Origin of the sequence: Burkholderia sp. MSh2, from assembly GCF_000731655.1 — a bacterium.
Classification (GTDB): Bacteria; Pseudomonadota; Gammaproteobacteria; order Burkholderiales; family Burkholderiaceae; genus Burkholderia; species Burkholderia paludis.
Genome location: NZ_JPGM01000034.1, coordinates 17,063 through 28,950, shown reverse-complemented (window position 1 = coordinate 28,950; position 11,888 = coordinate 17,063). Strand labels below are relative to the sequence as shown.

Genomic DNA, 11,888 nt, shown 5'->3' with positions numbered 1-11,888 from the left:
GTCGTCTCCTTACTTGCGGAACATCGCCAGCATGCGCCGCGTCACCGCGAAACCGCCGAACATGTTGACGGCCGTGAGCGTCAGCGCGCCCACCGCCAGGCCCAGGATCAGCCCCGACGGACGCCCCTCCGCCGCGGCCTCGCCCAGCGGCGGCGCGACCTGCACCAGCGCGCCGATCGCGATGATCGACGAGATCGCGTTGGTGACGCTCATCAGCGGCGTATGCAGCGACGGCGTGACGTTCCAGATCACCATGTAGCCGATGAAGCAGGCCAGCACGAACACCGTGAAGTGCGACAGGAACGTGGCCGGCGCAAACTGGCCGACCAGCAGGAACGCCAGCGCGCCGACGGCGAACACGATCGCGAGCGACTTCGCCGACATCGGCGCGCCGCTGCCGTGACCGTGGCCCTTGGACGCGGCAGCGGCAACCGGCGCCGCCGCGGGCTTCGGTGCCGCGGCCGGCTGCTGGAGCGGCGGCGGCGGCCAGGTCACGTTGCCTTCCTTGATGACCGTGAGGCCGCGGATCGCGTCGTCGTCGAAGTTGACGTCGATCGTGCCGTCCTTGGCCTTGCACAGCTCCTCGACCACGCGCAGCAGGTTGGTCGCATACAGCGTCGACGACTGCCGCGCCAGGCGCGATGCGAGATCCGTGTAGCCGACGATGGTCACGCCGTGACAGACCACGGCTTCGCCCGGCACCGTCAGCTCGCAGTTGCCGCCCTGCTCGCCGGCCATGTCGACGATCACGCTGCCCGGCTTCATCGACTGCACCATCTCGGCCGTGATGAGCTTCGGCGCCGGCTTGCCGGGAATCAGCGCGGTGGTGATGATGATGTCCGCTTCCCTGGCCTGCTGCGCGTACATCGCGCGCTGCGCCTGCTGGAAGCCCTCGCTCATCACCTTCGCATAACCGCCGCCGCCCGAGCCCTCTTCCTCGTAGTCGACCTTGACGAATTCGCCGCCGAGCGACTTGACCTGGTCGGCCACTTCCGCACGCGTGTCGTTGGCGCGCACGATCGCGCCCAGGCCCGCCGCCGTGCCGATCGCCGCGAGGCCCGCGACGCCCGCGCCGGCGATGAACACCTTGGCCGGCGGCACCTTGCCCGCGGCCGTGATCTGCCCGTTGAAGTAACGGCCGAACGCGTGCGCCGCCTCGATGACGGCACGGTAGCCGCTCACGCCGGCCATCGACGTGAGCGCGTCCATCTTCTGCGCGCGCGACAGCGTGCGCGGCAGCGAATCGATGGCCAGCACCGTGGCCCGCTTCGCGGCCAGCTGCTGCATCAGTTCGGGATTCTGCGCCGGCCACACGAAGCCGATCAGCGTGCCGCCTTCGCGCATCAGCGCGACTTCCTCGCTGCTCGGCGGACGGACCTTGAGGACGATGTCGCTGCGGCCCCACAGATCGGCGGCCGACGGCACGATTTCAGCCCCGGCCGCACGGTAGTCGTCGTCGCTGAAGTTTGCATCGGCGCCGGCGCCGCTTTGCACGGCCACCGGAAACCCCAGCTTGATCAGCTTCTCGACCACATCGGGAACGGTCGCTACGCGCCGCTCCTCGTGGGCCGTCTCCAGAGGGACCCCAATCAGGTTTGTCATATCGTGAACTGTCAGTAGTGGCCGTCGCAAGGAGTCACGGCCTGCGTTTCAAGTCACCCAACTCAATCCGTGTACGACTACGCCCGGCGGCCGCCAGCACTGCGCCCGCCGGATTCACACCCTGCCCGCCCCGCGATCGACCGTCTCCGGCAGCCGAACCGGTTCGTTACCGTGCCCGATCCCCCTGCCGGGCATCCGGCGTGCAGCTCCGATCCGACAAGAACTGCGAAGCATATCGGGGGCCAGATTACTCCCGAAATTTATATTTTGAATAGGCGGGCATTCAATCCATGAATCCCCTGTATGGACGCATCGGGACCACAACCGCCCGTTCGTGCGCCCGCGCGGCCCCGGTCACCCGGCATCCTGCGTCAGCCGGCGCGCCATCTTCACGATTTCGAGCCGGACCTGGCTGCGCCCGTGCGAGAAATGCCCCGACCCGACGACCTCGAATCCGTGCCGCTCGTAGAACGACCGCGCATTCGTGGTGGCTTCGAGATATGCGCGCGCATGACCGTTGTCCGCAATCGTCGAGACGGCATGTTCCAGCAGCGTGGCGCCGATTCCGCCGCCCGCCGACCGGCCGCGAACGAACAGCTTGGTGACCTCCTCGCCCGCCGTCTCGACGAAACCGCGGATTCCGCCGTCGTCCGCCACCCAGATCGAGCAATTCTCGACGGCCGCCAGGTACATCGACGGATCGCGCCCGTCCAGCCAGCCGTCGATCTGTTCATGCGTATAGTGCCCGGCGCAGAGCTGGATGACGGAGTCTCGGTGGACGGCGTAGATGTCGTCAACGTCTTGTGCGGCGGCGGCCCGAATCACCGGGGAATTCATTCGTTCGGCTCCCTATGACAGGTTGATCGAAGTTTTGTACGACAACGCGTTGCTTCAGGGGGTCGCGCACGCGCAACCTTGCGACAGGAATCGGTTTCATGCCCCACGCGGTTCGTCGCGCGAGGCCGGCGTTCGCAACGAGACCGCAAAACGCCGGTGCAGCCGAGTTTAAAGGAGAACGCGGCGCATGCCGAACCGGCCCGGCCGCGCTCATTCGCGCTGCGCATCGATGTGCGCGCGGATGCGGCGTGCGCCGTCCTCCGGCGTGCAGGTCGACGTGTCGATGCACATCGCATACGGCCGCGTATAAGCGGGATGCCCGAACTGGGATCGCGCCATGCCTTCGCCGCGATCCGGCCTCGTGCGCTCGCGCCGCTCGAGCACGTCCAGCGGGCACGACACGCCGATGACGAAGGTGCGACGCGGCGACAGCGCGGCCAGGCATTCAGCTAGATCAGCTCGGCGACGCGCACGATGACGAGCGCGGCCGGCACGAGCACCGCCTGCGCGCACAGCGTGCCGAGCACGCGCGCGCCCGCGAGCGTCGTGATGGCCCGCCGGAAGCTGTTCTCCGATATCCGGCCTTCGATGACGTCGTCGGTCATGACGGAAACCTGCGGGTCGATGACGACCGCCAGCACGACGGTCGCGAAACCGTTGATGACGGACGACAGGTTCGCGCACGTCACGCGCAGATCGGGCTTCAGGTAACCCGCATACAGCGACGCGAACACGCCGACCGTCCAGATCGCCATCGCGGCGACGTTCAGCGCGATGACGCGCCAGGACACGCCCGCGCTCGCGGCCAGTTGCGTGACGTTCTGGCGGGACGGCAATCGCGCGCCGACGCGGAGGTAGTTGATCCCGGCGCGGCTGCACGCGTCCAGCAGCAGGCGGGGAATCGAGCGGTTCACCTGGAAGTGCTCGACCGCGCGGCTGAAATAGCGCTGGAACGTGGGAATCAGGAACGATCCGGCGATGGTCGCCGCGGTCGCGGATAGAAGGAACCATCGAAAATCGGTCAGCAGCCCGCTCCCCATCCGGTGCGCGATGTCCATCTCGACGCGCTTCGCGATGAACGGCCCCTGGAAGGAATTCGCCGTCCGCGAGACCAACGCGATGATCCCGAACAGCGAGAACGACAGCGCGATGCGGCGCGTGCGCACGCCCGCGATCCGCACGGCATACGCCAGCGTCGCGATCACATGGATGACGAAGGTGAGCCCGAAAATGATCCAAAGCTGACTGTCCATGCTGTTGCCGCGTGCGTGACGGGACTCCGAGTGTACCCGAGCGCCCGGCCCGCGCCCGGACAATCAACCGGGCAACGCGGCCGCCGCGCGCATGACGGCCGCGCGATGCATGTCGGGCGTCGTCACGCGCCGTCATGCGGCGTCGTGCCCCGCGCTTCCTGCAGCACCCATCTCGCAAATGCCTGCACCGGCCCTTCGGCCAGTTCGAGCGGCTCGGGCAGGACGAGGCAGAAGTGCTTCGTCACCGTCTTGCCTTCGGGCCAGGGCGCGACCAGCCGGCCCTGCTCCAGCTCGGCCCCGATGTAGAGGCGCGGCACCAGCGCGACGCCCAGGCCGGCCAGCGCCGCTTCGATCAGCATCGAATGAAGGTCGTAGCGCGCGCCGACCGCCGAATTGGTCAGCGCGATGCCGCACGCCTGGGCATATGCCTGCCACGCGTCCGGATTCTGGCGCCGGTGAAGGCGCGGCAGCGCATCCAGCGACGCCGCCGCCCCGGCGCCGGCCAGCAGCGCCGGGCTGCACACGGGCACGAGCACTTCCTCCAGCAGCGGATGCAGATGCATGCCCGCCCAGGCCGGATGCTCGAAATGAATGGCCGCGTCGAAACCGCTGCCGGCCAGCAGGAACGGCTCCATCCGTTCGGCGACATGCACCGTGATGTTCGGATGCCGATCCTGGAACCGCTTCAGCCGCGGGATCAGCCAGCGGGTGGCGAAGGTCGGAATGGCGGCGATATCGATGCTCGCGCCTTCGACCGGCTGGCCCATCAGGTAAAGGCTGTCCCGTTCCAGCCGGTCGAGGATCTCGCGCACCTGCGCCGCGTAGCGCACGCCGTTCGGCGCCAGCCGCACCCGGTTGCCGATCCGCTCGAACAACGCGACGCCCAGAAACGCTTCCAGCCGGCCGATCTGGCGACTGACGGCGCCCTCGGTCCGCGCCAGCTCCTCGGCGGCGCGGGCGAAGCTGCCGTGTCGGGCCGCGGCCTCGAACGCCTGGAGGGCGGCATTGCTTGGAATCCTGCGGGTCATGGGCGTCTCGTCGGTCGGAGTGCGGCTGGATCGCCAGCTTGAGCAAATATCACTGAAGGCTGACTTTATTTCGTTTTATGCGGTGTAAACACGAGCTTAGCATTACGTTACCGCACTGAACATCAGACGTTCGCAGCGGAATGTACGCCATCCTCAAAGGACAAACCGGATGATCTATACCGTGGAATGCAGCTTCGCCGATCCCGCCAGCGAAGCCGAATGGAACGACTTCTACAGCCTCCAGAAACTGCCCGCCCTGATCTCGGTGAGCGGATTTCACACGTCGCAGCGGTTCAAGGCGATCGGCGGCGGGTGCCCCGTCTATCTGGCCGTCCATACGATCGACGACCTCGACGTCCTGACCGGCGACGACTATCGCCGGAAAGGCGGCGGCAATTTCGCGAAGTGGCAGCAGCACATCACCGACTGGCACCGGAATCTCTACGACGATATCGGCCTCGCGCCGGCGGTCGCGCACGACGAACGCCTCGCGCTTTGTACGGACGGCCCCGATCCGCTGGTCCGGCTGGGCCTCGAACCGCTGGCCCTGCAGGCCGTCGCGCTGGAGCAGCATCCGGCGCGCCGCTGGCTCGCGGTGCTGCCGCGCGATCGCGCGCCGCGCGACGAACCTCTCCCCGACGGCGTTCACCTTTACGCGCCGATGACGGACCAACTGACGAGCGCCCGCCCTCTTTCGACCGTCCGGGAGTGAGCCTGCGATGCCGAACGTCACTTTCTCGATCGATGCGACGCGGATGCCGGCCGACGCCAGCCTTGCCGAGCTGTCGCGCGACTGCGTCGAACTCTGCACGCAGGTGCTCGAAGCGGAACGCCGGAACGTTCACGTGATTTTTCTGGCGGTTCGGCACGGGTACGGGCATCCCGCCTTCGCCGACGTCCGCTACCGCATCGCGCCGTTTCGCACGCCGGCGGTCATGAACCGGTTCATGGAGGCGCTCGACCGCGCCGTCGTTCATCGCACCGGCCTCACCGCGCGGATTCGATGCGCCGGTTACACCGAGTCGTCCCTTCACGCACGCAACTAGCCGAACCGGAGCAGCATGATGTCCACCCTCACCTTTCCAGGCCAGGCCGTCGGGGATTTCACGATCACCGCCATCAGCGACGGCTACCTCGACGCCAGCCTCGACGTCCTCGCGAATATCGATCCGTCCGACGCGTCGAACCTGCAGCGCGCCGCCGGGCAGCAGCCCCCTACCGCCGTGCATATCAATTGCTACGTCGTGCGCGGCGCGGGCCGCACCGTGCTCATCGACGGCGGCGCGGGCGGCTTCCGGCAATGGGGCGGCCGCCTCGGGGCAAACCTCGCGCTTGCCGGCATCGACCCCGCCGCGATCGACACCATCCTGCTCACCCACGCGCATCCCGACCATGTCGGCGGGCTGGTGAGCGGCGCGGGACAGGTCGCGTTTCCGAATGCGGAGCTCGTTGTGCATCGGCGTGAAATCGCGTTCTGGCAGGACGACGGCAACCTGAGCCGCGCCAGCGAGCGGGCGCGCGGCAATTTCATGATGGCGCGCCGGGTGTTCGACGCCTATCGCGACCGGCTCCGCCTGTTCGACGACGGACAGGTGCTCCCCGGCATCCGCGCGCTGCCGCTGCCGGGGCACACCGACGGGCACACCGGATACGTGGTCGAATCCCGCGACCAGGGCCTGCTCGTGTGGGGCGACGTGGTTCACTTCCCGCACATCCAGATTCAACGGCCGGAGGTATCGATTGCGTTCGATCACGATGCGTCGCTGGCAGTCGCCACGCGGTCACGGATTCTCGACCGGGTCAGCTCGGACGGCCTTCTGATCGCCGGCATGCATCTGGGGGAACTCGGGTTCGCACGCATCGAACGAATCGACGGAGGCTACGGCTTGCGCTACGCAACGGACGCGTGACGCCGCAAGCCGGCGGCGAGTGGCGCGTTTTGAGGGTTATACGACCTTTGCGCCATTCACGCCGCATTCCATACTGCGTGTGGCAGATCGAGCCGGTCACGGCAAAGCGCACGAACGCAACGGCGCTGCGCACTTCCGGCCCGATCCATCACAACGTGGAAAGGAATGGAAGATGAGACTCAGGAACAAATCGGCCTTGATCACGGGCGGCACCAGCGGCATCGGCCTCGCCACCGCGAAGCTGTTCATTGCGGAAGGCGCGCGCGTCGCGGTAACCGGCCGCGACGAAACCGTGTTTGAGCGCGTGAAGGCCGAGCTCGGCGAACACGCGATCGTTCTCAAGGGCGACGTGCGCTCGCTCCAGGACATGCGCGCGATCGCCGCGGAGACCCGGAAGACGTTCGGCGGCCTGGACGTCGTGTTCGCCAACGCCGGCTGGGCGTTCCCGTCCGCGCTCGACGACATCGACGACGCACTCTACGACGAGATCATGGACATCAACGTCAGGGGCGTGGTGTACACGCTGCAAGCGGTGCTGCCGGACTTGCGCGCGGGTTCGTCCGTCATCCTGAATACCTCGTTCGTCGCGCAGACCGGCAAGCATGGCATCTCGTTGACCGCGGCCGCGAAGGCCGCCGTGCGATCGCTCGCCCGCAGCTGGTCCCACGAGTTTCTCGACCGGAAGATCCGCTTCAACGCGATCGCCCCCGGCGCGATCGACACGCCCCTGATCGCGAAGTGGGGCATGCCCGACGACTGGGTTCGCGACCGCAAGGCCGAATTCGCCGCAGCCATCCCGGTGGGCCGCATGGGCCGCGCCGACGACATCGCCCACGCGGCGCTCTATCTCGCCAGCGACGAATCCGCTTACGTCGTCGGCGCCGAACTGGTCGTCGACGGCGGCGCGTCGCAGCTATAGGCCCGCGAGCCGCGACGCCCGGGCCGGCCCGGCACATCGTCCGGCCCCGTCCACACCCCGATCTCACGTTCGCCACGCCTGCCGCCGTGGCGCTCGTTCAATCCGGCCCGGCCTGGTTACGCCCGCACGGCGGGCCACTGCACAAGGAGCAATCATCTTGACCGACCATCGCGACAACCCGTCTTCCGTCACGCCCCTTACCCAGCCCGGGCGCTCGCGCCGCGACATGCTCAAGCTTGGAGGCGTCGCCGCCCTGGGCGCCGTCGTGGGGGGCGGCGCACTGCTCGGACACGCCACGCCCGCGTTGGCGCAGGCTGGCGACGGCGGACTGCTCGCCCCGAACGACCCGCTCGAGATCCTGATCGTCAATTACGACGGTGGCACGCTTCTCGACTTCGCCGGCCCCAGCGAGATTTTCCACCGGCTGCCCAATACGAACGTTCGCTATGCGAGCCTCGACGGCGGCAACGTGACGCTCGAATTCGGCGTCGTGTACGGCAAGACCGAACGGCTCGCCGATATCGAGAAAGCGGACGTGATCCTCGTGCCCGGCGGGTCCGATCTGAGCGTGCCGATGCGGCCGGCGTACCAGGCGCAAATCCGGCGTCTCGCGGAAAGCGCCCGGCACGTGACGTCGGTGTGCAACGGCTCGCTCGTGCTCGCCGCCACGGGCATTCTCCACGGCAAGCGCAGCGCCTGCCATTGGGCCTTCGTCAACAAGCTCGCCGAATACGGCGCCATTCCCGTTCCCGATCGCTTCGTGGAGGACGACAACGGCCGCTTCATGAGCGGAGGCGGCGTAACGGCGGGCATCGACTTCGCGCTGCGCGTCGCCGCGAAACTGCGCGGTCGACAGGCCGCCGAATTCACGCAGCTCGTGATCGAATACGATCCCGCGCCGCCGTTCCACTCCGGCCATCCGAGGGACGCACGGCCGGAAGTCGTCGCGATGGTCGACCGGGAACTGCCCGGCGCATCCCGTGGGCTCGCGCGCATCCCCGGCGTGCGCTGAAGCGCCTGCCGGCAAAGGTACGCACGCCTCGCCGACGGTCTCGATGAAGGCCTCGGCCGGCATGGCCGGCTCCACCGGCCCGTCGGTTCCACCCGTTCAATTCAAGCCAGGTTTCCCATTACGTCATGCGACAGATTCGTCTTTGCACCGCTGCGCTCGCAGCCTGCGTTTCCTTTTTCGCGTTCGCGACGCCGGCCACCGCCGGCGATTCGCGACGTCCACCCGAAGCAGCCATCAAGGCCGAGAACGCGCGATGGGCAGACGCCTTTGCGCGCGGGGATTATGAGGCGATAGGCCGCCTCTATACCCGCGACGGCGCGCTCCTGCCGCCCGGCGGCGACAAGGTGACGGGCGGCAGCGCGATCGCCGCGTACTTCACCAAAGGGTATGCCGGCTCCCGCCCCGACACCGTATCGTTCAGCCAATACGAGTTCTACGGCGACGATCGGGCCGTGACGGAGGTGTCGGATGCGGAGATCCGCGACCACGATGGCAAGCTCAAGCTCCGCGCGAAACAGACGCTCGTCTTTCTGAAGCAGGACGGCGTCTGGAAGCTGCATCGCGACATCTGGAACGACTACCCGCCTGTCAACGCGGCCGGCCATTGAACATCCGGCGCCCCGGATAGTCGCGTATCCGCGCACCGCCCGGCCGCCGGTGCGCCGGGCGGCCGGCGGGCGCTCAGCGCGTTCCGCCCGATCGGCTCTCGCGTCGAATCGCTTGCGGCGGGTGCCCGTGCAGCTTGATGAAGGCTCTCCGCATCCGTTCCGGATCGGTGAACCCCACTGCCAGCGCGATCTGCTCGATCGGCTCGCTGCCGCCCTGCAGGCGCAATCGCGCGGCTTCGACCCGCAGGCGCTCCACCGCCCTCGCGGGCGTCTCGCCGGTTTCCCGGCGAAAGGCTCGCCCGAACTGACGCAAGCTCAAGCTTGCGGCATCGGCCAGTCGTTCGACGGGCAACGCTTCGGTCAGATGCTCGCGGGCGAAATTCAGCGCGATGCGGATGCGATCCGATTCCGGCTCCATCTGCGACATCGCGGAAAACTGCGACTGCCCGCCCGGCCGGCGATACGGAACGACCAGCAGCCTGGAGACCGCGCGCGCGGTCTCCGCGCCCATATCGCGCTCGATCAGGCCGAGCGCCAGGTCGATGCCCGACGCGATCCCCGCCGACGTCCAGACGCGGCCATCCTCGATATAGATGCTGTCGCCGTCGACCCGGGTGAGCGGGAAGCGCGACTGCAACAGCGCAGCGTAGCGCCAGTGTGTCGTGGCCCTCACGCCGTCCAGCAAGCCGGTTTCCGCCAGCAGAAAGGCGCCCGTGCAAACGCTCGCCACCCGCGACGCCCGCGCGGCCAGCTTGCCGGCGGCGGCGATGTTCTCCGGCGTCTGCATCGGCTCGACATCGCCGCCCACGAAAACGACCGTGTCGAACGTGCGCCTCGCGCTCGGCTTCGTCTCGATCGAAAGGCCCGCATTGCCGGAAACCGGGCCGCCGGCTTGCGAGATCACATGCAGGTCGTAGGGCGTGCGACCGGCAACGGTGGCCACCTGATTGAACGCCGACAGCGGGCCGCCGAGATCGAGCGCGTCGTAGCCGCGGCAAACGTAGAATCCGATTCGATGCATGACGAGGCAGTTGCCGATGAAGTTCGGGAAGGCGTATTTTACAGGGAACCCTCGAATAGCGTCATTCGCATCGAGCGTGCAAGGACCAGCGTCGGAGTCGACTTGCGCCGGCTACGCGTGGCAGCCGGCAGCCGGCGGCGCGCTATGCATCGCGTGACAGGCGCTTGGTCATCGGCACGCAAGCCAGCTCCAGTCCGAGCGCGGTCCGGTACGTCGAAATCGCATCGCCCGTCCAGCCGCAGCGCCGATAGAACGGCGCGGCGTTCAGCGTTGCGTCGAGGTGCATGTCGGGCAGACCGTGGTCGCCGGCCCGCGCTTCGAGAAATTGCAGCATCGTGCGGCCGACGCCGCAGCCCATGTGCGAGGGTCGGACGAAGATGGCGTCGACTTGCCCGCTCGCGATTGTCAGCATGCCCGTACCGACGACCAGCCGTTCGTCGACGACAACGTGGAAATCGTGCTCGACGAGGTGAGCCCATTTGTCCGTAGGCATACCGTCGACCCATCCGGAAAGCGCGGCGTCGGAATAATATCCGGCACATGCGGCGTGCACGGACGCACGGCGGATCTCCCATGCGTCGAGGACGTCATCGGCATTCGCTTTTCGTATCGTCAGCACGTTGCGCTCCTTGGCTCGTACCGTCGCGTCGGTGCGCCGGAGACGTCCCGGGCAACGGAAAACCATGCGATGTCATGCATGCGATCACTCCTGTCAGTGCCAAGCCATTCCGGAGCGGTCGAAAAGACACGGCCCCGTCATGACTGGCGGGGCCGTAGAGGAAATTCGTGTGTGAGGGATGAACGTCACGATTCCCACGACTCGCCATCGGCGGTCATGGTGCACATCATGAATTGAAGGGCTGCGGCGTTCATGCACGCATCTTGCCTGCCCGACGACGCTGCCGTCAATGGCATGCCGACGGATGCCCATGATGTCGGCGGCCGGAACGTGCGTCTCGACGCGAGCGGCTCCGCCCGCTCCTTTCCGACTGCGACGCCCCGGGCGTGGCAGCCGATCCGGGCGGGCCGATGTCGCACGTGCGAGGACGAGTCGCACGACTGCGGAAGCGGTGGACGGCCTCGCCCGGCGCGTTCATGTACGGCTGCGGCAAGAACGAAGCCACGACAACTGCAGCAGCGATCCCAGCACGAAAACGCCCAGCCATGCCGCGAGGGAACCGCGCACGACGGGAGAATCAGGGCCGTTCGCGAGCGGATGACCAATCGGCAATCGTGTCAGCGTCTCGTTGATCCCCGGGATCAGCAGCAAAAAGAAGCTGAACGTGAATGCAAACTGGGAAAGGTACTGTCGCGCAGTCCCCAGGACGTTGATTCGCGGGACGCGTAGTCCACCCCACGTTGCAAGAAGCGCCACGATGCCGAGCGCGTGCCCGACATTGAAGCCTCCGGTACTGGACAACCCGAACGATGTGAACACGGACGCCGCCATGCCCGCCACGTAGATCCGCGCGGACCGGGTTGAGCTGTCGATCCCTCGATATCGGGAAAAACTGTAGAGACCCGCGGCGACCGTCACCAGGCTGACAGCGGTGTGTATCGCACCCAAAGTGGAAACGGGATGAGGCATGGTATCAGGACTCCTTTTGAAAATGCGTCCCCGGATCGCCGTAGCACCGATGACATGGAGAAACGCCGAGACTGGTCGATACGCGCGAACGATCCGGCCGGCCGGTTCCG

The 11,888-nt window shown here is 67.2% G+C and carries 14 protein-coding genes; 6 read left to right on the top strand and 8 right to left on the bottom strand.

Annotation, left to right across the window (positions count from 1 at the left end; translation table 11 throughout):
• Positions 1-9: 9 nt before the first annotated feature.
• The 5 genes from GQ57_RS21980 to GQ57_RS21960 all read right to left on the bottom strand — a co-directional run bounded on the left by GQ57_RS21980 (position 10) and on the right by GQ57_RS21960 (position 4,720).
• Complete coding sequence (locus tag GQ57_RS21980) at positions 10-1,602, bottom strand: Re/Si-specific NAD(P)(+) transhydrogenase subunit alpha (RefSeq protein ID WP_034198994.1); 1,593 nt, start codon at positions 1,600-1,602, stop codon at positions 10-12.
• A gap of 354 nt (positions 1,603-1,956) precedes the next feature.
• A complete protein-coding gene (locus GQ57_RS21975) occupies positions 1,957-2,439 on the bottom strand; it encodes a GNAT family N-acetyltransferase (protein ID WP_034198993.1) in 483 nt (160 codons plus the stop codon).
• A gap of 210 nt (positions 2,440-2,649) precedes the next feature.
• Complete coding sequence (locus GQ57_RS39935; RefSeq protein WP_081896737.1) at positions 2,650-2,952, bottom strand: phosphotransferase-like protein; 303 nt, start codon at positions 2,950-2,952, stop codon at positions 2,650-2,652.
• A complete protein-coding gene (locus tag GQ57_RS21965; RefSeq protein ID WP_034198992.1) occupies positions 2,889-3,692 on the bottom strand; it encodes a lipid II flippase Amj family protein in 804 nt (267 codons plus the stop codon). The genes GQ57_RS39935 and GQ57_RS21965 overlap by 64 nt, the downstream gene beginning before the upstream one ends.
• A 122-nt stretch (positions 3,693-3,814) precedes the next feature.
• Positions 3,815-4,720 (bottom strand): LysR substrate-binding domain-containing protein, encoded by a 906-nt coding sequence (locus tag GQ57_RS21960; RefSeq protein ID WP_031397881.1) that lies wholly within the window; start codon positions 4,718-4,720, stop codon positions 3,815-3,817.
• A 169-nt stretch (positions 4,721-4,889) separates the two neighbouring features.
• Here GQ57_RS21960 and GQ57_RS21955 point away from each other — a divergent pair, with 169 nt between their 5' ends.
• The 6 genes from GQ57_RS21955 to GQ57_RS21930 all read left to right on the top strand — a co-directional run bounded on the left by GQ57_RS21955 (position 4,890) and on the right by GQ57_RS21930 (position 9,169).
• A complete protein-coding gene (locus tag GQ57_RS21955) occupies positions 4,890-5,432 on the top strand; it encodes a hypothetical protein (protein ID WP_034198991.1) in 543 nt (180 codons plus the stop codon).
• Between the two features lie 7 nt (positions 5,433-5,439).
• Positions 5,440-5,766 (top strand): hypothetical protein, encoded by a 327-nt coding sequence (locus GQ57_RS21950; protein WP_031397883.1) that lies wholly within the window; start codon positions 5,440-5,442, stop codon positions 5,764-5,766.
• An 18-nt stretch (positions 5,767-5,784) separates the two neighbouring features.
• Positions 5,785-6,630, top strand: coding sequence for an MBL fold metallo-hydrolase (locus tag GQ57_RS21945; protein ID WP_034199026.1), 846 nt, complete (start codon positions 5,785-5,787; stop codon positions 6,628-6,630).
• Between the two features lie 172 nt (positions 6,631-6,802).
• Positions 6,803-7,549 carry an SDR family oxidoreductase gene (locus GQ57_RS21940; RefSeq protein ID WP_034198990.1) on the top strand — a complete coding sequence of 249 codons (747 nt, stop codon included), beginning with the start codon at positions 6,803-6,805 and terminating at the stop codon, positions 7,547-7,549.
• A 157-nt stretch (positions 7,550-7,706) separates the two neighbouring features.
• A complete protein-coding gene (locus GQ57_RS21935) occupies positions 7,707-8,561 on the top strand; it encodes a DJ-1/PfpI family protein (protein WP_034198989.1) in 855 nt (284 codons plus the stop codon).
• 125 nt (positions 8,562-8,686) lie between these two features.
• Positions 8,687-9,169, top strand: a complete 483-nt coding sequence (locus GQ57_RS21930) for a YybH family protein (protein WP_031397887.1) — start codon at positions 8,687-8,689, stop codon at positions 9,167-9,169.
• A 73-nt stretch (positions 9,170-9,242) separates the two neighbouring features.
• Here GQ57_RS21930 and GQ57_RS21925 read toward each other — a convergent pair whose 3' ends face one another.
• The 3 genes from GQ57_RS21925 to GQ57_RS21915 all read right to left on the bottom strand — a co-directional run bounded on the left by GQ57_RS21925 (position 9,243) and on the right by GQ57_RS21915 (position 11,778).
• The gene (locus GQ57_RS21925) at positions 9,243-10,190 is read right to left on the bottom strand and encodes a GlxA family transcriptional regulator (RefSeq protein WP_034198988.1); all 948 of its coding nucleotides are present in this window, start codon (positions 10,188-10,190) and stop codon (positions 9,243-9,245) included.
• Positions 10,191-10,332: 142 nt separating this feature from the next.
• Positions 10,333-10,809, bottom strand: coding sequence for a GNAT family N-acetyltransferase (locus GQ57_RS21920; protein WP_031397889.1), 477 nt, complete (start codon positions 10,807-10,809; stop codon positions 10,333-10,335).
• Positions 10,810-11,283: 474 nt separating this feature from the next.
• A complete protein-coding gene (locus GQ57_RS21915) occupies positions 11,284-11,778 on the bottom strand; it encodes a hypothetical protein (protein WP_031397890.1) in 495 nt (164 codons plus the stop codon).
• Positions 11,779-11,888 lie beyond the last annotated feature (110 nt).

Coding starts and splice junctions, on each gene's coding strand:
- GQ57_RS21930 (WP_031397887.1), top strand. CDS start 8,687: ATGCGACAGATTCGTCTTTGCACCGCTGCGCTCGCAGCCTGCGTTTCC.
- GQ57_RS21955 (WP_034198991.1), top strand. CDS start 4,890: ATGATCTATACCGTGGAATGCAGCTTCGCCGATCCCGCCAGCGAAGCC.
- GQ57_RS21950 (WP_031397883.1), top strand. CDS start 5,440: ATGCCGAACGTCACTTTCTCGATCGATGCGACGCGGATGCCGGCCGAC.
- GQ57_RS21945 (WP_034199026.1), top strand. CDS start 5,785: ATGTCCACCCTCACCTTTCCAGGCCAGGCCGTCGGGGATTTCACGATC.
- GQ57_RS21980 (WP_034198994.1), bottom strand. CDS start 1,602: ATGACAAACCTGATTGGGGTCCCTCTGGAGACGGCCCACGAGGAGCGG.
- GQ57_RS21975 (WP_034198993.1), bottom strand. CDS start 2,439: ATGAATTCCCCGGTGATTCGGGCCGCCGCCGCACAAGACGTTGACGAC.
- GQ57_RS21915 (WP_031397890.1), bottom strand. CDS start 11,778: ATGCCTCATCCCGTTTCCACTTTGGGTGCGATACACACCGCTGTCAGC.
- GQ57_RS21965 (WP_034198992.1), bottom strand. CDS start 3,692: ATGGACAGTCAGCTTTGGATCATTTTCGGGCTCACCTTCGTCATCCAT.
- GQ57_RS21925 (WP_034198988.1), bottom strand. CDS start 10,190: ATGCATCGAATCGGATTCTACGTTTGCCGCGGCTACGACGCGCTCGAT.
- GQ57_RS21940 (WP_034198990.1), top strand. CDS start 6,803: ATGAGACTCAGGAACAAATCGGCCTTGATCACGGGCGGCACCAGCGGC.
- GQ57_RS21960 (WP_031397881.1), bottom strand. CDS start 4,720: ATGACCCGCAGGATTCCAAGCAATGCCGCCCTCCAGGCGTTCGAGGCC.